This window comes from Actinomadura rugatobispora (assembly GCF_042656285.1).
In the GTDB taxonomy this organism is placed as follows: domain Bacteria; phylum Actinomycetota; class Actinomycetes; order Streptosporangiales; family Streptosporangiaceae; genus Spirillospora; species Spirillospora rugatobispora.
Map to the genome: position 1 here is coordinate 64,561 of NZ_JBHSON010000031.1, position 19,972 is coordinate 84,532.

The following is a 19,972-nucleotide window of genomic DNA, read 5'->3' on the forward strand; positions in this document are numbered from 1 at the left end:
AATGGGCTGGGATGCTGGAGGAATGTTGGAGACCTCGGCACGACTCCTGCGCCTGCTGTCCCTGCTGCAGGCCCCGCGCGAGTGGCCCGGCTCGGAGCTGGCCGCCCGCCTGGAGGTGAGCACCAGGACGGTCCGCAACGACGTGGAGCGCCTGCGCGCCCTCGGCTACCCCGTGCACGCCACCCGCGGCTCGGCCGGCGGCTACCGGCTCGGCGCGGGCACCCGGCTGCCGCCGCTGCTGCTGGACGACGAGGAGGCCGTCGCCGTCGCCGTCGGCCTGCGCACCGCCGCCGGCGGCTCGATCACCGGCGTCGAGGAGACCTCCCTGCGCGCCCTCGCCAAGCTCGAACAGGTCATGCCGGACCGGCTGCGCCGCCGGGTGAACGCGCTGCAGAACTACACCGTCCCGGTGCCGCCGGACCGGCCCGGACCGCAGGTCGCCGCCGACACCCTGATCACGCTGACCGCCGCGTGCCGCGACCACGAGCGGCTGCGCCTCGACTACCGGAACCACGACGGGACCGAGAGCAGGCGCGTGGTCGAGCCGTCCCGGCTGGTGGCGTGGGGCCGCCGCTGGTACCTGGTGGCCTGGGACGTCGACCGGTCGGACTGGCGGACGTTCCGCGTCGACCGGCTCGTCCCGCGGCCCCCGGCCGGGCCGCGCTTCACCCCGCGCGAGCCGCCCGAGGACGTCGTCGCCCGGGTGACGCGCGGCGTCTCCTCGGCCGCTTGGCGCCACCGCGCGGAGGTGACCGTGCACGCCCCCGCCGACGCCGTCCTCGCGCGGATCAATCCGGCCGTGGGCACGGTCGAGGCGGTGGACGAGGACACCTGCGTGCTCCGCACCGGATCCGACACCCTCGAATCCCTCGCCGTCCACCTGGGGCTCCTCGGGGTGGACTTCACCGTCACCGACCCGCCCGAACTGGTCGACGCGCTCCGCGTCCTCGGGCGCCGCTATGCCGCCGCGACCCCGCGCCGGTGACGGCGTACGTTCGCCCTGTACATATGTACCCGAGGTGCGGGAGTGGACGATGGCCTACCTGTTGCTGGCCGGGGCGATCATCGCCGAGGTCGCGGCGACCAGCCTGATCAAGAACACCGAGGGGTTCACCAAGCTCTGGCCGACCCTGGCGTGCCTGGCGGGCTACGGCACGGCCTTCGTCCTGCTGGCCCAGGCGATCGAGCGGGGCATGCAGGTGGGGGTGGGCTACGCGGTGTGGGCGGGGCTGGGCACCACCCTCATCGCGGTGATCGGCACGCTGTTCCTGGACGAGCCGGTCACGGTCGCCAAGGTCGCGGGCATCGCGCTGGTGGTGGCGGGCGTCGTCACCCTCAACCTCACCAGCGCCCACTAGCCGGGACGGTGGTAGCCGTCGTAGTCGTTCCAGCTGGGAGCCTCGGACATCAACTGCTCCCAGGTGGGCCAGACCTGGCCCGTGCGCTGCCGGACGAGCTCCCCGGGCATGCTGAACGGCGGCGCCTTCTGCGGTTTGGCGAGGGCCTGGCCGATGATGGCGTCTTCGAGCGCCGCCGCGGCGTGCAGGCGGGGCAGGACGGCGTGGACGCGGTCGGCGTAACCGTCCGGGAGGGCCGGGCCGTGCGGGCCGAGGTCGTACCCGGCGCCCGCGGTCACCAGCGCGATCTCGGGACGCTTCCGGGCGGCGACGGCGAAGCACAGGTGCAGGGCGATCGCATCCCAGACCACCGCGATCCGGTCGTCCGCCACGCCCTCGCCGGCGAGGAACCGGGCGGCCAGGTCGGCGCCGTCGATCTCGAAGCTCTGGTCGCCGTCGCCTTCGGCGCTGAGCCCGGCGTCGTGCAGGACGCAGCCGAGGAACAGCAGTTCGTCGTCGTAGTCGCGGCCGGGGCGCAGTCCCTCCTGCTCGCCGAGGAAGCGCCCGTACAGGTAGGTGCGCATGCTGTGGTTGAAGATCGCCGGGTCCTCGATGCGGCGCGCGTGGCGCATCGCCCGGACCGCCAGGTCGGTGCGGGGGAAGGGCAGGCCGTCGAAGGCGTCCATGTCGAGGTCGGTCATGACTCCGCCCCGGGGCGGACGATCATCAGGATGACGACGATCGCCCAGAGCAGGTTGTAGAAGCCGGCGAGCATGGACAGCGTGCGCAGCCGCGCGCCGTCGTCGGGCTCGGCGAGCGCCTGCTTCTGGCGCGGGTAGATGAGCGCGGCCAGCAGGATGCCCGCGGCGGCGGTGAGCACCATCGCCACGTTGATCCAGATCTCCGACATCCGGCCCTGGACGATCGCCAGCGCGATCCCGACCGCGGGCACGGCGATCCCGGCGATGCCGTAGCCGCGGGTGATGCGGTGCAGCGCGGCGGCCACCGCCGGGTTCCGCTCCCCGGAGTCGCCCGTCCCGGCGGTGACCGGTGCGTAGCGGGGGAACAGGCTCGTCGCGATCGCCGAGCCTCCGACGAAGACGATGCCGGCCAGCACGTGGACCGACAGCAACAGGTGTTCCATGGGGCTCCCTCAGCAACCTTCAGTACACCTGAAGGCTAACACCGACCTTCAGGCATGCTGAAGGGGCCCCGCGACGGGGGCGCCCTGGGAAGGGGTCAGGAGCCGCCGAAAGCGGCGCGGACGGTGTCGTTGATCCGCCGCAGGACGGGGTCGGCGTCGGGGCCGAACAGCCGGTCGTCGACCTCCGCGATCGCGGCCTCCGCCGCCTCCAGCAGCCGCGCGCCCTCCGGCGTGACCTCGATGGCCGACGCGGACCCGGCCCGCGCGGTGGTGTCGCGCACCAGCCCGGCCGCCGCGAGCGCCTTCACCGCCGTGTGGACGCTCTGCACGGTGATCCCCGACATCCGGGCCAGATCGCTGAACGACACCCCCGGCACGCCCGCGATGTGACCGAGCAGCCCGAGCCTGCTCACGGTGAGGTCGAGCGGCGCGAGGGCGGCGCTCAGCTCGGTCTCGACCCGGCGCGCCAGCGTGAGCACGATGATGGACGTGCTGGTCACGGGCGGTGCGGGGCGCTCGTTCTCGGCGGTCACGACCCCAGTTTCTCCTACCGCGCCGTCCCGGTCGCCCGCGAGGGGAGGGACGCGCAGGTCGCCAGCAGCAGCACGGCCCCGGCGGCGAGGGCGAACCGCGGCGTCGTGAGGGTGGCCAGGAGCCCCCAGGCGAGGGTGCAGCCGGCGCGGGCGACGTTGTTGCTGATCGTCCACGAGGTCAGGACGCGGGCGAGCTTGTGGTCGGGGGTCCGCTCGATCCGGGCGGTCGCGAAGACGGGCATGAAGAGGCTCGTGAAGAAGACGGTGCCGGTGTGGATCGCGGTGATCGCCGCCAGTCCGGCCCAGCCTCCTCCGACGAAGGGCAGCAACGGCAGCCACAGCACCCGTGCGATCCCCCCGCCGAGCAGGACGAACGGCAGCCCTTGGCGGGCCGCGACCCGCCGGCTGAGCCGCGCCCCGACGACCCCGGCCGCGCAGGGGATCCCGAGCGACAGCCCGTACTGGAACATGCTGAAGCCCATCTCGCGCAGCATCATCACGGCCAGGACCGGCGACATCGCGATGGTCAGGGCGCTGACCGCGACGGTGTTGACGAACAGCGGCCGCAGCATCGCGTCCGACCAGATGTGCCGCCACCCCTCGCCGAGCCCCCGCCACCACGCCCCTCCCTCCGCGTGCTCCGCCGGCTCGGGCTCCGGCGCGCGGATCGACCGGACGCCCAGCGCGGACAGCAGGAAGCTCGCGGCGTCGGCCGTGACCGTGATGAAGGGCCCGAAGACAGAGCTCATCAGCCCGCCCGCGGGGGGACCCACCGCCATGGTCGTCCACAGCACGCTCTCGAACCGGCCGTTCGCCTCGGTCAGGTGCTCGCGCGGGACGAGCGACTTCAGGTGCGCGCCGGACGCCCCGATGAACACGATCTGGCACACGGCGGCGAGCGCGGCGACCACCGCCAGGTGCGCGTACGTCAGCACGCCCGCCAGGTACGCGGCCGGCACGCTCAGCAGCGCGCAGCACCGTAGGACGTCCGCGCCGATCATCACCGGGCGCTTGCGCCGGAACTCGATCCACGGCCCGAGCGGCAGCGCCAGCAGCGCGCCCACGGCGCCGCCGAGCGCCGACAGCAGCGAGACCTGCAGCGCGCTGCCGGCCAGCACCAGCACGGTGATCATCGCGAAGACGTCGGTGGCGACCGCGGTGCCGGCCGTGCTGACGGTGTACGCCCCCCACAGCCGGGTGAAGTCCCGCCCCAGACGACCCCCCACCCGCACCCTCCCCGCGTAGTCCGCCGGGTCAGTGAACCGGTCCGCGGGCCGGCGGGCAACCGGAGGGCGTCAGCCGCCCGGCCGGGCGAGCACTCCGTGCAGGACCTTCAGCGCGCGCTCGCGGTGGTCGTCCATCTCCCGGACGAGCCGGTCGGCGTCCCCGTCCCGGATCGCCTCGATGATCCGGTCGTGGGCGTGCACCGACGCCGACCGCTCCTCGGGCAGGTTGTAGTACATCGCCCGGTAGACCTCGGTGGAGTCCCACAGCAGCCGGATCAGCCGCAGCACGTGCGGCTGCCCCGGCGCCTCCATGATCGCGAAGTGGAAGACGCGGTTGGCCGCCAGCTCGGTGGCCACGTCGCCGGCCTCGGCCGCCGCGGCGCAGGCGCGGGCCGCCTCGGTGACGCGGTCCAGCGCCTCGGCGTCCATCAGCGGCAGCGCGTGCCGGGCCGCCCGCTCCTCCAGGACGCGGCGCAGCTCGTAGATCTCGCGCAGGTCCTCGAACTGCAGCTCGGTGACGAAGTAGCCCCGGCGGGGCCGGTAGGTGAGCTGGCCCTCCTGCTCCAGCACGCGCAGCGCCTCCCGTACCGGCGCGACGCTGAGCCCGGCCTGCGCGGCCACGTCCTCCTGGTTGACCCGCTGCCCTGGACGCAGCGCGCCCGACACCATCAGGCGGCGCAGCGAGTCGACGGCATGCTGCTGGGCGGTGGGAACCGAGGACTGCGGACCGTTCACCGGCGAGAGCATAGCCGTCCCCTTTCCGGGTCAGCGGAACGCCTGGACCCCGGTCAGGGCGCCGCCGATGACCAGGGCGTGGACGTCGGCCGTGCCCTCGTACGTGACGACCGACTCCAGGTTGGTCATGTGGCGGATGACCGGGTACTCCAGCGAGATCCCGTTCGCGCCGAGCATCTGGCGGGCGGTGCGGGCGACGTCGAGGGCGGCGTTGACGTTGCCGAGCTTGCCCATGCTGATCTGCTCGGGACGCAGCCGTCCCGCGTCCTTCAGCCGGCCCAGGTGCAGGGCCGTCAGCGTCGCCCGGTTGACCTCCAGCGCCATGTGCGCGAGCTTCTGCTGCTGGATCTGGGTGGCGCCGATCGGGCGGCCGAACGCGGTGCGCTCCATGGAGTAGCGCAGCGCGGTCTCGAAGCAGGCGCGGGCGGCGCCGGCCGCGCCCCAGACGATGCCGTAGCGGGCCTCGTTCAGGCAGGACAGCGGGCCGCGCAGTGAGGAGACCTCGGGGAGGACGGCGTCGCCGGGCAGCCGGACGCCGTCCAGCACCAGCTCCGAGGTGACCGAGGCGCGCAGCGACAGCTTCTTGTGGATCTCCGGGGCGGTGAAGCCGGGGGTTCCGGCCGGGACGAGGAAGCCGCGCACGCCCTCGTCGGTGGCGGCCCAGACCACGGCCACGTCGGCGATGGACCCGTTGGTGATCCACATCTTGCGGCCGTCGAGGATCCAGCCGTCGCCGTCGCGGCGGGCGCGGGTGCGCATCGCGCCGGGGTCGGAGCCCGCGTCGGGCTCGGTCAGGCCGAAGCAGCCGATCGTCTCGCCGGCCGCCATCCCGGGCAGCCAGCGCGTCTTCTGCTCCTCCGAGCCCCAGCGCCAGATCGCGTACATCGCCAGCGAGCCCTGGACGGAGACCATGCTGCGCACGCCGCTGTCGCCCGCCTCCAGCTCCAGGCAGGCCAGCCCGTAGGCGGTGGCGCTGGTGCCGGCGCAGCCGTACCCCTCCAGGTGCATGCCGAGGACGCCCAGCTTGCCCAGCTCGCGCGGCAGCTCGCGGGGGATCCGCGCCTCCTCGAACCAGTCGCCGGCGTGGGGGACCACCCGGTCGTCGACGAAGGCCCGGACGGTGGCGCGGATGTCGCGCTCCTCGTCGGACAGGGCATGGTCGAGGTCCAGGAAGTCGTGGGGCCGCAGCTCGACCCGGTCGTCGCGCTCGCTCATCGCCGCCGCCTCTCGTTGCGGGAAAATCTTCGAAAATCTAAACTCGATACTCGCATATCATCCTCGAACCTGACAAAGGGCCGCCCACATGACCCATGCCCTGGACGACCTCCGCGTCGTCGACTTCTCCCGCGTGCTCGCCGGACCGCTGGCGACGATGATCCTCGCCGACCTGGGCGCGACCGTGACCAAGATCGAGCGCCCCGGCACCGGCGACGACACCCGGGCCTGGGGACCCCCGTACGACGCCGGGCAGGCCACCTACTACCAGTCCGTCAACCGCAACAAGGACAGCGTCGTCCTCGACCTGGGCACCCCCGAGGGCGCCGCCCGCGCCCGGGAACTGGCCGCCGGGGCGGACGTCGTCGTGGAGAACTTCCGGCCGGGCGTGATGGACCGCCTCGGCCTGGGCTACGAGACCCTGAGCACCGCGAATCCGGGCCTGGTCTACTGCTCGATCACCGGTTTCGGCGCCGGGGCCGGGGCCGCGCTGCCCGGGTACGACCTGCTCATCCAGGCGCTCGGCGGCCTCATGAGCATCACCGGCAGGCCCGACGGGGAACCGCAGAAGGCCGGCGTCGCCCTGGTCGACGTGATCAGCGGGCTGTTCGCGAGCGTCGGCGTCCTGACGGCGGTCCGGCACCGCGACCGCACGGGCCAGGGGCAGCGGGTCGAGGTGAACCTGCTGTCCTGCCTGCTGGCCGCCCTCGTCAACCAGGGCTCGGCGTACACCCTGGCCGGGCAGGTCGCCGGGCGGATGGGCAACGCCCACCCGAGCGTCGCGCCGTACGAGCTGCTGCCCACCGGTGACGGCGACCTGGTGGTGGCCGTCGGCAACGACCGCCAGTTCGCCGCGCTCGCCCAGGCGGTCGGCCGTCCGGAAGTGGCCGCCGACGACCGGTTCCGCACCAACGACGCCCGCGTCGCCCACCGGGACGAGCTGCGCCGGATCCTGGTGGACGCCCTCGCCGCCAAACCCGCCGCCGTCTGGGTGCCCGCCCTCTCCGAGGCGCGCGTGCCGGCCGGTCAGGTCAACGACATCGCCGGGGCCTTCGACCTGGCCGGGTCGCTGGGCCTGGACCCGATCGTCGAGGTTCCGCGCGGCGACGGGACGGTCGCCCGCCTCACCCGCAACCCGATCGGCCTCTCGGCGACCCCGCCCGCCTACCGTTCGGCGCCGCCGTCCCTGGGCGAATCCCCGTCCGCGAATCGCCCTGTTGAAACAGGGCCGTAATTCGCCATCCAACCCGCCCGCTTTACCTTCGCCCTGATCATCGCGTGCCTCAATCGGTCCGGTCGGGCGCCGCCCCCGTACCGGCCCTTCCCGACACGCCGACCTGATCAGGGGGTGTTCCCCGGCGTCCCCGCGATCATGCGCTCCGTCACGGTCGGATCACGCTTCTTCGGCTCATGCCCGGGGTAAGGTGATTTGTTCCGCCGGGATCGGTTACTGTGCCACTCGTTGGCGCGGGCGGATACAGGGACGCCCTGGTGCCGGGGGAGATCGGGATACCGGGGGGCGATGGTGTCGCGTCCGAACGAGCCGTCTCAAGGGCCGGGCCGCGGCCGGTCCATGCCACCACACCCGCCCGAGAGCCCAGGTTCTCCACCGCGTTCGGCCGATCTGCCCGAAGACCGGACGCGCTCGCGCGAGGGCAGCGCGCGGAGGCTCTCGCTGGGCCGATTGTTCCGCGGCGGCCCTGAACCCGAAATGCCCGAGCGGCGTCTATCTCTAGGAGGTTCGGGAGATTCCCCGACGCGGGCGGGAGCGATGAAGAATCCACTGATCTGGCTTTCCGGCGCGGACCCCCAGATTCTCCGGAACGCCTCCACCGACCGCGCGAAGTACATCGGCATCGGCGGCGCCGTCCTGACCACGGCCGGGCTCGCCACCCTCTCCATGTTCTTCGCGATGCGCATGGCGATGGGCGCCCCCGTCTGGGCCGCGATCCTGCTCTCCCTGGTCTGGTTCCTGGTCATCCTGAACCTGGACCGCTGGCTGGTCGTCTCCCTGCAGCGCAGCGACCGCAAGATGCACACCCTGATGCTCGCGGTGCCGCGCGTGCTGATGGCCCTGCTGTTCGGCGTGATCATCTCGACGCCGCTGGTGCTCCAGGTGTTCGACGCCGAGGTCGAGGTCGCCGTGAAGGAGCTCCAGGGGGACGCGTCCCGCGACTTCCAGCAGGAGCTGGTCAACGGCCCCGACGGCCGGCGCATCAAGGAGCTGGAGGCCCAGGAGGCCAAGCTGCTCGCCCAGCGCAGCGGCAACGGGCTGGTGAACCCCGAGGACGACCCGGAGATCAAGCAGCTGCGCGCCTCGCTCCCGGCGCTGCAGAAGGAGTACAAGGAGAACGACGACAAGGCCACCTGCGAGCTCACCGGCGAGCGCTGCACCGACACCAGCGGGCGCAGCGGCTCCGGCCCGCGCTTCCAGAAGTTCGACAAGCGCAGGAACGACCTCCGCCGGCAGATCGACCAGATCAACCAGCAGATCGAGGACAAGGCCAAGGCGCTGCGCACGGAGGCGACCCAGAACAAGGAGGTCCTCCAGGGGCAGGCCGCGCGGGCGCTGCCCGGCGTCCAGGGCGAGCTGAAGACCCTGCGCGACCGGCAGCAGGAGCGGCGCGCCGCCTTCGAGGAGCGCAACAGCGACAACGGCGGCCTGCTGATCCGGCTCAAGGCGCTGGACCGGGCGTCGGAGGGCGAGAGCCAGCTCATGTGGGCCAGGCTCCTGCTCTTCCTGTTCATCACCGTCCTGGAGTGCCTGCCGATCATCGTGAAGGTCCTCCAGCTGTTCGGGCCGCCCGGCGCGTACGACGACGCCGTGTCCAGGCACCGGGCCAAGGACCGGCTGCTGCTCCAGGACCAGATACGCAAGCAGCAGGGCGTCGGCCTGCGCGAGAACAGCGAGCACATCGCGTACTCGCAGATGCTGGAACGGCGCCGCGCCGAGATGCGGCAGGACCTCGTCGAACGGACCATCGAGGCCGAGACCCGCGTCCACCAGGCCGAGCTGGAGCGCTGGGAGCGCGAGCAGATGCGGCAGGTGACCCAGGGCGACCACGGCGGCCAGGCCCACTACGGGCAGCCCTACGACGGCGGCGGCCCGTGGGGCGGCGGCGGGGCGCTTCCCGGCGGCCGCGACCCGTGGGGCGGGCAGGGCGCTCAGCCGGGCGCCCCGGGCGGACCCGGCGGGCCCGTCCAGGACCCCAAGGGGCACTGGGGCTCGCCCCCGCCGCCTCCCGGAGAGCCGATCCAGGCCCGCATCATCCGGGGCATCGGCTCCAACAACAACGGCGGCAACGGCAGCGGCGGCAACGCGGGGACCACCCGCGACGACCTGAGGTTCTACCCCGACCGGCGGGACGAGGACGGCGGCTGGTTCCGGCGGAGGTTCGGTCGCGGAAGGCGCCGTCGATGATGCTGAACGTGGCCGAGACCTGCGGGGCCACCCGCGCCCTCGGCCCCGGTCTGCGCGCGGCGGTCTGGGTGCAGGGATGCCCGTTCCGGTGCCGGGGCTGCCTGGCGCCGGACTGGATCCCCGACCGTCCCGCACGGCACGTGGACATCGCCGACCTGGCCGGCGAACTCCTCGCCGACCCGGACGTGGAGGGGTTCACCTTCTCCGGCGGCGAGCCGATGGCCCAGCCCGGCGCGCTGGCCGCGCTGATCCGCGCGGCGCGGCGGCGGCGCCCGCTGTCCCTGGTCTGCTTCACCGGCCACCGCATCGAGGAGCTGCGCGGCAGGCCCGGCCCCGAGGAACTGCTGCGGGAGGTGGACGTGCTCATCGACGGCCGCTACGTGGACGCCCGCAACGACGACCGCGGCCTGCGCGGCAGCGCGAACCAGCGGATCCACCACCTGACCGGGCGGCTGCGGGACTTCCCTTTCGACGACGGCCCGCGCACCGCCGAGATCCGGCTGCGCGGGGACGAGGCCCTGATGGTGGGCGTCCCCCCGAAGGCGGTGGCGGCGGCCTGGCACGCGCTGGGAGAGGAGCTCTCATGAGCGGGGCCAAGCGGATCACCGTCGGCGAGGGCGAATGGCGGCGGGCCCAGCGGGCGCGGCAGCAGCTCGCGCAGGTGCAGGCCAACCTCCCGACCGTGCTGGCCGACGAGCGGCGCCGGATGGAGCGGGAGCTCAACCGGGTCCACTCGCAGGTCTCGGCCCGCCAGGACCGCGTCGAGGGCAGGCTGAAGAAGCTCAGCCAGCACACCAAGGACCTCGAACGCCGCACCGACGAGCGGCTGCGCGCCCAGGCGCGGCGGCTGAGCGAGGTCCGGGACGAGGCGCACGCGGCGATCGCCGAGCAGGGCCGCCTGCTGCGCGCCGAGCTCGACCGCGAGAGCGAGGCCCGCCGCCGCGAGATCAAGGCCCTGGACTCCCGGGTCGGCGAGCTGCGGGACGAGAGCGACCGCGCGGCCCAGGCGGCGCTGGCGACGTTCCAGGACGCGGTGACCGTCCACGACGTGATCCGCGACGAGCTGCCGCACGAGCGGTTCGCGCCCGGCCGCCTGGACCGGCTGCGGGTGCGGCTCGACGTGGCCCGCGCCAACCTGGAGTCGCAGGCGCCCGGCTTCGCCCTCACGCAGGTGCAGGACGTCTACCTCGACCTCAGCGAGCTGCGCGCCGAGGTGGCGCGGCTCGACCAGGAGTGGCGCGCCGCGCAGGCCGTCGCCGTCGCGACGCTGGGCGCCGTCGCCGAACGCGTCGCCGCCAACGCCACCCGCCCGGTCGTGGACGAGGAGGGGCGCGAGCTGGACGGCGGCTCCCTCGACGTCGACTTCTGGACCGACGGCGGCCTGACCGAGCTGCGCGCCGAGATCGAGCGGCTGACCGGCGAGGCCGCCGCCCCCGACAGCCCGTGCACGGTCGAGACGCTCCGCGCGATCGTCGAGGAGCGCGCGCCGCAGTACGGGGAGCGCCTCGACGAGCTGGTGGAGCGGGCCTCCGGGCGGCTGTTCGCCTCGCAGCGCCGCGTCAACGTCGCCCACCAGATCGCGACCCGGCTGCGGGCCAACGGGTACCAGGTCGGCACCGGGCCGGACCGGCCGACGTACGCGGGCGAGGACTTCCGCGACGCGTTCTTCGCCAAGCTCCGGCATCCCGACGACAGCGAGATCGTCGTCGAGGTCGCGCCGTCCGGTGACGAGGACATGACGGTCCGGATCCTGTCGTACGAGAACGCGCCGTCCGACCACGAGCGGCGCGAGCGGGTGCGCGCGGTCGGCGACGCGCTGCGGACCGACGGGCTGGACGTGGGCGAGGCGGTCGACGAGGGCGGGGAGCCCGACCGGTCGTACCGGGACCTCGACCGGATCCGGCGCGAGCGGACCCGGGAGCGGGCGGCCGAGGGGCGGGTGCGGGACAGGGGCCGGCAAGGCCATGGTTCCTGAGCGGCTGGAGGCCCTGCGGGACGCGGCGCGCGAAGGGGAGTTCGTCCTGCTCGTCTACGGGCCGGGCGTGAAGGACGCCTTCGTGGACGCGGCGTACCGGCGGTACGGGCTCGCCGAGGCGCTGTGGGAGACGCTGCACGACGCCGGGTTCGCCCGGATCGTGTTCTTCTCGCTGCGGGGCATGCTGAGGGTCCGGGACGCGGCGTCCCGGCTGGTGCCGTCCGGTGCCGGCCAGGAGCCGGGGCCTTCGGAGGAGGCGCGGATGGGCGCGGGCTTCGAGGGGCCGCTGGGGCGGGCGATCGTCACGCCGCCGCCGTCCCGGCCGGAGGGGCCCGCGGCGGGCGAGAGCATGGGCATGAGCGACCCGCACGCCCTGAAGATGCTGGACCATCTGCTGGACGGCCCGCCGCGGCCGACCGCCGTGGTGTTCGAGCACGCCGAGGTGATCGCGCGGCACAGCGAGGCGCAGCGGGGCCTGGCGTCGTCCCTGGAGCGCTGGTTCGACTACCGGCCGGGTGTGCGGAAGGCGTGCGTGCTGGTCTTCGCCCGCGACGACCTGGAGGAGGTGGGCCGGTCCGCCGAGTCCGACCACGCCGTTCCCGCGCTGCAGACGGCGGTGAGCGCCGAACGGGCCCGCCGGTCGCCGCGTCCGGGCCTGGTCGGGGCGCCGCGCGAGGAGGAGCTGACCCGGCTGGTGCAGCGCGCCCGCGTCCGCGCGGGCCTGGAGATCGAGGACTGGACGGCGCTGCCGGGCGTCGTCCGGGCCATGGCCGCCGAGAACGAGCCGCTGCGCCGCTGGGAGGACCGGCTGGAGCGCGTCCTGGTCGAGCGGGGCCTTCCGCTGGGCCACCAGGCGCTGCGCGACCTCGGCTGGGTCACCAGCGCGGTGAAGACCGGCGACGTGTGGCAGCGGCTCGCCGAACTGCGCGGGCTCGACCAGGTCAAGGAGCATCTGACGGGGCTGCGCTGGCAGCCGCCCGCGGGGGACGAGCCGCCCGCGCACCACATGGTGTTCACCGGGAACCCCGGCACGGGCAAGACGACGGTGGCGATGCTCGTCGGGGAGATTCTCCGCGAGGCGGGCGTGCTGCGGCGCGGGCACGTCCGGGCCGTGAAGGCGGGCGACCTGGTCGCCGACCATCTCGGCGGCACCGCGCTGAAGACGGACGCGGCGGTCAACGAGGCGCTGGACGGCGTCCTGTTCGTCGACGAGGCGTACATGCTGAGCGAGCAGGCGGAGCGCGGCTTCGGCAAGGAGGCCATCGACACGCTGCTCGCCCGGATGGAGAACGACCGGGGCCGGCTGGTCGTGGTCGTCGCCGGCTACCGGGACGACATGCGCCGCTTCCTCGACGCCAACCAGGGGCTGCGCGACCGCTTCCCCGAGTCCGGCCACCTGGACTTCCCCGACTACGACCCGGCGACGCTGCACGACATCGCGGTGTCGCGGCTGACGTCGGTGGACCCGCCGCACACCTGGGACGAGGAGTTCGGCGCCGCGCTGCGGAAGGTCGTCGAGGGCCTGCACGGGGCGCGCGACGCGCGGTTCGGCAACGCCCGCGTCATGCGCAACCTCGCCGACGAGATCGGGCGGCGCTGGGCCCGGCGGGTCCGCGACGAGCGGTCCGCGCCGCTGGCCGTCGAGGACCTGCCCGAACGGCACCGGATGTTCCTGGACCCCGCGCCGCCGAGCCCGGAGGAGCTGTTCGGGCCGCTGGAGGACATGATCGGCCTGGCCTCGGTCAAGAACGCGCTGCGCCGCCTGGTGGCGCAGATCGACCTGAGCCGGCGGCTCGGCGAGGAGCGGGTCACCGCCCCGCACCTGCTGTTCCTGGGCCCGCCGGGGACGGGCAAGACGACGGTGGCGCGGGAGATCGCCCGGATCTTCCACCGGCTCGGCCTGCTCACCAAGGGGCATCTGGTCGAGGTGGGCCGGGAGGACCTGGTGGGCCGCTACCTCGGCGAGACCGCCCGGCTCACCGCCGACTGCTTCGAGCGCGCGTCCGGCGGGGTGCTGTTCGTCGACGAGGCGTACGCGCTCGTCTCGTCCGACGACGGGCGCACCGACCCGTACGGCCGGGAGGCGATCAACGCGATCAACCAGCACATGGAGAACATGCGCGGGCGCCTGGTGGTGATCGCGGCCGGCTACTCCGAGCCCATGGACCGGTTCCTGGCCGCCAACGAGGGGATGCGGTCGCGGTTCGGGGGGCGGCTGGAGTTCCCCGCCTACGACCCGTCCGAGCTGCTGGCCATCCTGCGGCGGGACGCGGGCCGGCGCGGGTTCCGGCTCGGCGACGGGACCGAGCGCAGGGCCGCCGATCTGCTGGCGCGGGCCAGGGCGGCCGACGGGTTCGGCAACGCGCGGAGCGTGCGCAAGCTGGAGGAGCAGATGTTCGGCGCCCTCAGCGAGCGGGTCTTCGGAAAAGTGCTGGACGACACGACACTGCGGACGTACCTGCCGGAGGATGTCCCCGATGAGCTTTGGTGAGCCGGGCTGCCCGGTGTGCGGGTCGCCGGTCGCGGAGGCGGACGCGGCCGGGAGGTGCGCCGACCCCGGGTGCCGCTGGGTGCTGCACACCGGGTGGATGCCCGGTCCGGGCGACCGGGAGGGCTTCGAGCGGAGCCTGGCCGGGGCCCGGATGGCCTATGACCTGAGGGCGGCGGCGCGGGCGGGGGACGGCGCGCGGCGGTTCGTCCGCGGCGTCCTGGACGAGGGGCTGTGGACGCAGGCGCGGCAGGAGGCCCTGCGGCTGGGCGTCCCCGCGCATCAGGGCGGTGCCGCCAGCGATGGTGTCGGCGGCGGGACGCCGTGGGAGGAGGGCGACGGCGAGGTCGGGGAGTGGACGCGGGCCTACGCCGCCCTCGGCAACCGCCGGCAGGGCGCCCGCCCGGACGGCGCGTTCGTGCATCCCGCCGGGCCGCGGCCGCAACCGGGCGGCGGGCACGACGCCACCGGGCAGGGCGCCGGCGGGCCGGGCGTCGCGGACGGGCCGCGCGCCGAGGGCGCGCTCACCGAGGCGCTCGGCGAAATGAACGACATGATGGCCGTGATCGAGGTCGATCCGTCGGGGCTCAGCCTGCTGTACGTCCGCACCCGCGACCTGGACACCGCCGACCCCTGGCCGTTCCGGGAGCACCACCCGTGGCGGCAGTTCGCGCCCATGCTCTCCGACGACCCCGATGAGCTGGGCTTCCAGGTCGCGGGCGGGCTCCACCGGGTCGACCGCGCGGCCCTCAACGCCGCGCTGGGCGGCTGGCTGAAGGAGCTGGTCGCCCGCATCCGCCCCGACCTGCCGGCCGTGATGGTCTGCACGGCCCCCGGCTGGACCGTCCCCGAGCAGGCCGTCGGGCTGCTGCGGCGGATGCGTCCCACCGCCCGGTCCGCCGCCTCGGTCGTGCCCGTGGCCGAGGAACTGCCGGGCGCGATCGCCCGGCAGCCGCTGCGCTCCCCGTACGCGCTGATCGTCGCCGAGGCGCGGCCGGAGGGCCCGGTTCCGGTGGCCGTCCCGCTGTTCCCGGCGGGCAGCGTCGCCGGCCAGGAGGCGCGGGCCACGGTCACCCGGGGGCCGGGCGGCATTGACCAGGACATCGCGCTCGCCGTCGTGGTCGGCGCCGGGGGCGGCGGGCGCCCGGCGCCCGGCTCGCACCACGAGCCCGTGTCGATCGTGTCGGCCGGGCTGCCGCGCGGCACCACCACGGTACGGGCCGTCCTGGACGGCCCCGGCCGGGTCCGCTGGCTCGAACCCGCCGACATCGGCGTCGAGGCGCGCACCCTGGAGGAGCTGTACGCGCAGACCCGCGCGAGCGCGGTCGCGTCCGGGTACGCCGAGCTGATGTGCGCGGTGGAGCTGGGCGGCCCGCCCGAGCGCGCGGCCAAGCGCAAGGACCTCGTCTCCGGCACGCTGGAGCTCGTCGCCGAGGACCTGCCGGACCGGGCGCGGGTCGCGGTCTACGGCTACTACGAGCACTCGTTCCAGCTGGGCGAGGAGCAGGCGCCGGTGACCGACGGCGTCTGGATCACCGAGCCGGAGGCGGCGCGCGCCGCGCTCGCCGCGCTCCCGCCCGCGGCGGGCACCTGGCAGGCCGACGCCGCGCCGCTGGAGGACGCGCTGGCGGAGATCGTCCAGCGGATCGACGAGGAGCGCAGCGCCCGGAACCGGGCCGGGCCCTGGCCGGGCATGCCGGGACCCGGCGCCCACGAACCCTGGCCAGGGATGCCGGGGCCGGGCTTCGGGCCGCCGGGCGCGCCCGGGATGCCGCCGGTCGGCGTGCCGCGCACGCTGCTCGTCGTCGCCGGGCGGCCGCCGCATCCGCGCCGCCAGGGCCAGGACCGCAGGCGGGAGCTGGCCCAGCCGTGCCCGCGCAAGCACGACTGGCAGGCGGCGTACGAGCGGCTGCGGCGGGCCGGGGTGCGCTTCGTCGCCGTCCTGGACAAGTCGGCCGACACCGGCGACGACATCTGGCGGGCGCTCGGCGCCGACCACCTCGCGGTGGTCGAGGACCTGGGACCCCGCGAACTCGCCGAGGCGCTGCGGCTCGTGCCGGCCGGGGGCCCGAGCCTTCCGTTCCCCCTGAGAGGCGACCACGCATGACACGACCAGCCGAGCCGTCCGGGCCGTACGGGCCCTCCGAACCGCCGGGGCCGCCGGGGCCGTCCGAGCCGCCGGCGCCGTCCGGGGCGCCGTCCCGCCGGCGCCGCACCGGCCCGTCCTCCGGGGCCCCGGAGTCCTCTGAAGCACCGGAGTCCTCCGGGCCCGCCGAGCAGCAGACCCCGCCGGGCCGCAGCAACATCGGGATCTGGGGTGCCCCGCAGAGCGGGAAGACGACCTTCCTCGCCGCGCTGCGCACCGCCATGAGCATCGGCGACACCGGGTGGCGCCTGGACGGCGTCGACACCCGGTCCACCACCTTCCTGGCCGACAGCACCCACCAGCTGGCCGAGCTGCGCGTGTTCCCCTCCGCCACGCAGGGCCTGGAACCGCTCTCGTGGCGGCTGACCGGGATGCGGGAGGTCAAGGAGAAGCGCAAGAAGTACCTGCCGGCCAAGAAGGCGTCCGTTCGCGCCAGCGTCTACCTGGACTTCGTCGACCCGCCGGGGCGGCTGTTCGACAGCCAGCCGGCCGAGAGCGACGCCAAGCCGGCCTCCGGCGGCGGCCCGCGCTTCGCGACCGGCGGCCCGTCCGGAGGGTCCACCCCGGACCGCGGCGGCGACCTGCGGGAGCGGCTGGTCGACCACCTCGCCGCCTGCGGCGGCCTGATCTACCTGTTCGACCCGACGCGGGAGAAGGAGGCGTCCGACTCCTACCAGTTCTTCAACCGGACCGTGCTGGAGATCAGCCAGCGGGCCCCGGCGCACCCGCGCGACCACTACCTGCCGCACCACCTCGCCGTCTGCATCACCAAGTACGACCACTACTGGGTGCGCGACATCGCGCGCAAGAACGGCTTCGAGTCGGTCTCCCACCCCGAGCACCTCTTCCCCACCGTGCACGAGGACCTGGCCGAGCTGTTCTTCGAGGAGCTGTGCCGCGCCGACAAGGTCAGCAACGCCGACGCGGTCCGCCGGGAGATCCGGCAGCACTTCTCGCCGGAGCGGACCCGCTACTTCGTCACCTCCGCGGTGGGCTTCTACCTGGACCCCGACACCGGGCGGTTCGACGACGACGATTACAGCAACCTGGTCAAGCGCAGCCACGCCGACGGTACTGACACGATGCACCTCAAGGGCAAGGTCCACCCGATCAACGTGCTGGAGCCCATCATGTGGCTGGTACGGAGTCTGACCGGACCGTCGTGAGAGACGTCGTGAGAAGGGGGGTGGTCGCGTGGCACGGGTGACCGCGGGCTGGGCGCGCCACGGGAAGGCGCCGCGCAGCTTCCAGGACTACGCGGTCCTGGAGTGCGGGGGAGCGTTCTCGGCCGCCGACTATGCCGCGATCCTCGACCGGTACGCGCTGGGCAACCCCCCGCCCGAGAAGACCGGGGACGAGGCGCTCCCCTGGATCACGCTGAGCGAGGTCCAGGACGACGACCACAGCTACCTCGGCGTGTCGGTGCTGAACTGGACCGGGGAATCGGACGGGGCCGGACGGCCGATCGCCGAGACCCGGTACGGCTGCTTCCCCTTCCCCCAGTTCTCCCGGGCGCCGGTGTCGTACCGCGAGCTGGCGACCGCGGTCGATCGCCTCGGCCCGGACGGGTTCGGCCCGGACGGCGCGGACGTGGCCGCGTACGCGCCGGAGGAGCACGAGCGCGACCTGATGCGCGACGGCTGGTACCAGCGGGCCATGGTCGCGGCGGCGATGCTGCTCGAAGGACCGGTGACGATCACGGGCGCGGGCGGGCTGGACGTCGACGAGCGGCTCCGGTTCCTGGACGCGGTCGCGGCGCTGCTGCCGTTCGGATGGCGGACCCGCTTCACCGCCTCGACCTGGTTCCGCGGCGGCAGCCCGTACATCCAGCTCGCCTTCGCCCGGCACTCGCGCGGAAACGGGTTCCACCTCGACTGGCGGGCCGAACCGGTGCAGGGCCCGCCGCCGGGCGCCGACATCGCGGGCCCTTACCTGAAGGAGCTCGGCGAGCTCGTCGAGCGCCGCGGGTTCGGCCTGCTGGAGGTGCTGGCGTTCCTGGGCACGCAGACCGAGTCGCTCGCCGAGGCGGAGCCGCGCCGCGCCGTCGAGATCCTGGAGTGGTTCGACTGGCCCGGGAGCGTGCTCCAGCGGGTCCGCGACGGCGTCGCCGAGCCCGAGGAGCTGCGTACGCTCTTCGACAGCGGGCGCTACGAGGAACTGCCGCGCAAGCAGGACCACGTGTTCCTGCTGTGCGAGCTGATGCGGCTCGGCGGCCCGGACTTCGCGCCCGCCATCGAGAAGGTCTACCGGCCGGTCAACGCGAGCGCGTCCCAGGAGGGCCGCACCCAGATCTGGACGACCCTGCGGGACAGCGCACGCGCCCTGCTGTGGAACAGCACCCCGGACCGGCGGGTGGACGCCTACGTGGGCATGGCCCACCGCCTGGGCCTCGCCGACGATCTGCTCGCCCGGCTGCTGCCGCAGAACGGGGCACCGGGCCTGGAGGTCGACGACAGCCGGGTGGCGGCCGCGGCCTGGCTGGTGGCCCGCTGGGTGGACCCGGCGGGGCCGGAGCCCTGGCCCCGCACACTGGCCGCGCTCAGGACCAACCCCCTGATCGTCTGCGCCCTGATCATCGCGCAGAACGCCGACGCCGACGCGCGGCCCCGGCTGCGGGCATGGCTGGCGAGGCTGGAGAAGACGGTCCCGGGCGAGCTGCTGCGCCCGTTCCAGATCCTCCTGAACGCGCCCGCCCGGCCCCTGGGCGCCGACGATCTCGCCGGCGTCGCCCGGCACGGCGAGGGCTGCGTGTCGGCGCTGCTCTGGCTGGCCACCGATCTGGGGCGGGTGGACCGGGTGATCCCGCCGTTCCTCGACTGGCTGGTGGCGCGGCCCGAGGCCGTCCGCCTCGCCTGGGCCGACCGGCTCGCCACGCTCGCCCCCACCCGCGGCGAGGACCGGGCCGTCCTGGACGTCCTGCTGCTGCGGTCCGGCGCCCGCCCGGCCCACCTGGCGGCGGCCGTCGGCCCGGGGTGGGACGCCTACCTGCGCGCGTTCCGCCGGCACGCGGGCGAGGCGTGGATGCGCCCGGCGCTGCCGAACGCGCGGGCGGGCATGGTCGACCATCTCGTCCGGTCGAACTGGGCCGCCGACGAGGAGCAGGTCCGGGCCGTCGTCCAGGTCGCCGAGGCGCTGTGCGACGTGCCGGGCCAGGACTGGTCGGAGCTCGCCCGCGCGGTCGTGCGCGGCCGCGCGATCAAGCCGCAGATGGTCGAGTCCCCCGAGTACCGGCGGTGGTGGCGGAAGATCGCGGCAGCTTATCCCCGGGTCGTGGAGGAGCAGTACATGACGAGTCTGACGGCGCTGCCGCGCGGCGCGCGCGCCGAGGAGATCGGCCGGCTCGCCGCCGAGTCGATGCGGCAGGGGACGCCCGCCCGGCAGGTCCTGGCCTGGATCGCGAAGTCGGAGGCGCGGCCCACCGGCGAGGTCATGCTGGAGGTCGTCATCGAGACCCGGCGGGCGCTGGTCCAGCTGGGCGCGTCCCGCACGCAGGCGGGCGACAAGGCCGTCGAGATGGCCAAGGCGCTGGCCCAGGGCTACGAGTACGGCGTGGCGAACGGCTTCCGGAACGCCGTGGCCGCGCAGGCCGAGGAGGAGCTGTGGTTCCAGCTCATGCTGGTCGAGGTCACCTCCTCCATACCGCCGGACTACACCGAGCGGGAGGTGACGGGCCGGGCGAGGGACGCGCTCAACGAGGCCGCAGGCTGGATCCGTGACCTGCTCGGCAAGCGCGGCTTCCTCAGGCGGTAGCG

Annotated in this window: 16 protein-coding genes; 10 read left to right on the forward strand and 6 right to left on the reverse strand. The window is 74.2% G+C overall.

Annotated features, from left to right (window positions below):
• Positions 1–22 precede the first annotated feature (22 nt).
• Positions 23–985, forward strand: coding sequence for a helix-turn-helix transcriptional regulator (locus tag ACFPZN_RS22490; protein WP_378284054.1), 963 nt, complete (start codon positions 23–25; stop codon positions 983–985).
• Positions 986–1,034: 49 nt separating this feature from the next.
• Complete coding sequence (locus ACFPZN_RS22495) at positions 1,035–1,358, forward strand: DMT family transporter (RefSeq protein WP_378284055.1); 324 nt, start codon at positions 1,035–1,037, stop codon at positions 1,356–1,358.
• On the opposite strand, the gene ACFPZN_RS22500 is transcribed toward ACFPZN_RS22495, so the two are convergent.
• The 6 genes from ACFPZN_RS22500 to ACFPZN_RS22525 form a co-directional block, all read right to left on the reverse strand.
• A complete protein-coding gene (locus tag ACFPZN_RS22500) occupies positions 1,355–2,038 on the reverse strand; it encodes an HD domain-containing protein (protein WP_378284056.1) in 684 nt (227 codons plus the stop codon). The genes ACFPZN_RS22495 and ACFPZN_RS22500 overlap by 4 nt on opposite strands.
• The gene (locus ACFPZN_RS22505) at positions 2,035–2,481 is read right to left on the reverse strand and encodes a hypothetical protein (protein ID WP_378284057.1); all 447 of its coding nucleotides are present in this window, start codon (positions 2,479–2,481) and stop codon (positions 2,035–2,037) included. The genes ACFPZN_RS22500 and ACFPZN_RS22505 overlap by 4 nt, the downstream gene beginning before the upstream one ends.
• A gap of 95 nt (positions 2,482–2,576) precedes the next feature.
• On the reverse strand, positions 2,577–3,014 hold the full coding sequence (locus ACFPZN_RS22510) for a MarR family winged helix-turn-helix transcriptional regulator (protein ID WP_378284058.1): 438 nt from the start codon (positions 3,012–3,014) through the stop codon (positions 2,577–2,579).
• Between the two features lie 14 nt (positions 3,015–3,028).
• Positions 3,029–4,240 carry an MFS transporter gene (locus ACFPZN_RS22515; RefSeq protein WP_378284059.1) on the reverse strand — a complete coding sequence of 404 codons (1,212 nt, stop codon included), beginning with the start codon at positions 4,238–4,240 and terminating at the stop codon, positions 3,029–3,031.
• A 69-nt stretch (positions 4,241–4,309) separates the two neighbouring features.
• Complete coding sequence (locus tag ACFPZN_RS22520) at positions 4,310–4,975, reverse strand: GntR family transcriptional regulator (RefSeq protein WP_378284060.1); 666 nt, start codon at positions 4,973–4,975, stop codon at positions 4,310–4,312.
• Positions 4,976–5,005: 30 nt separating this feature from the next.
• On the reverse strand, positions 5,006–6,190 hold the full coding sequence (locus ACFPZN_RS22525) for an acyl-CoA dehydrogenase family protein (RefSeq protein ID WP_378284062.1): 1,185 nt from the start codon (positions 6,188–6,190) through the stop codon (positions 5,006–5,008).
• A gap of 88 nt (positions 6,191–6,278) precedes the next feature.
• Between ACFPZN_RS22525 and ACFPZN_RS22530 the strand changes: the two genes are divergently transcribed.
• The 8 genes from ACFPZN_RS22530 (at position 6,279) to ACFPZN_RS22565 (ending at position 19,970) form a co-directional block, all read left to right on the forward strand.
• A complete protein-coding gene (locus ACFPZN_RS22530; RefSeq protein WP_378284063.1) occupies positions 6,279–7,424 on the forward strand; it encodes a CaiB/BaiF CoA transferase family protein in 1,146 nt (381 codons plus the stop codon).
• Between the two features lie 537 nt (positions 7,425–7,961).
• A complete protein-coding gene (locus tag ACFPZN_RS22535) occupies positions 7,962–9,611 on the forward strand; it encodes a DUF4407 domain-containing protein (protein ID WP_378284064.1) in 1,650 nt (549 codons plus the stop codon).
• Positions 9,608–10,198 carry a 4Fe-4S single cluster domain-containing protein gene (locus ACFPZN_RS22540; protein WP_378284065.1) on the forward strand — a complete coding sequence of 197 codons (591 nt, stop codon included), beginning with the start codon at positions 9,608–9,610 and terminating at the stop codon, positions 10,196–10,198. Before ACFPZN_RS22535 ends, ACFPZN_RS22540 begins: the two co-directional genes overlap by 4 nt.
• Positions 10,195–11,586, forward strand: a complete 1,392-nt coding sequence (locus ACFPZN_RS22545; RefSeq protein WP_378284066.1) for a coiled-coil domain-containing protein — start codon at positions 10,195–10,197, stop codon at positions 11,584–11,586. Before ACFPZN_RS22540 ends, ACFPZN_RS22545 begins: the two co-directional genes overlap by 4 nt.
• On the forward strand, positions 11,576–14,077 hold the full coding sequence (locus tag ACFPZN_RS22550; protein WP_378284067.1) for an AAA family ATPase: 2,502 nt from the start codon (positions 11,576–11,578) through the stop codon (positions 14,075–14,077). The genes ACFPZN_RS22545 and ACFPZN_RS22550 overlap by 11 nt, the downstream gene beginning before the upstream one ends.
• Entirely contained in the window at positions 14,064–16,181 is a 2,118-nt protein-coding gene (locus ACFPZN_RS22555) for a hypothetical protein (protein ID WP_378284069.1), read from the forward strand. Before ACFPZN_RS22550 ends, ACFPZN_RS22555 begins: the two co-directional genes overlap by 14 nt.
• Positions 16,178–17,386, forward strand: coding sequence for a hypothetical protein (locus tag ACFPZN_RS22560; protein ID WP_378284070.1), 1,209 nt, complete (start codon positions 16,178–16,180; stop codon positions 17,384–17,386). Before ACFPZN_RS22555 ends, ACFPZN_RS22560 begins: the two co-directional genes overlap by 4 nt.
• A 28-nt stretch (positions 17,387–17,414) precedes the next feature.
• A complete protein-coding gene (locus ACFPZN_RS22565; protein WP_378284071.1) occupies positions 17,415–19,970 on the forward strand; it encodes a hypothetical protein in 2,556 nt (851 codons plus the stop codon).
• The last annotated feature ends 2 nt before the right edge of the window (positions 19,971–19,972 follow it).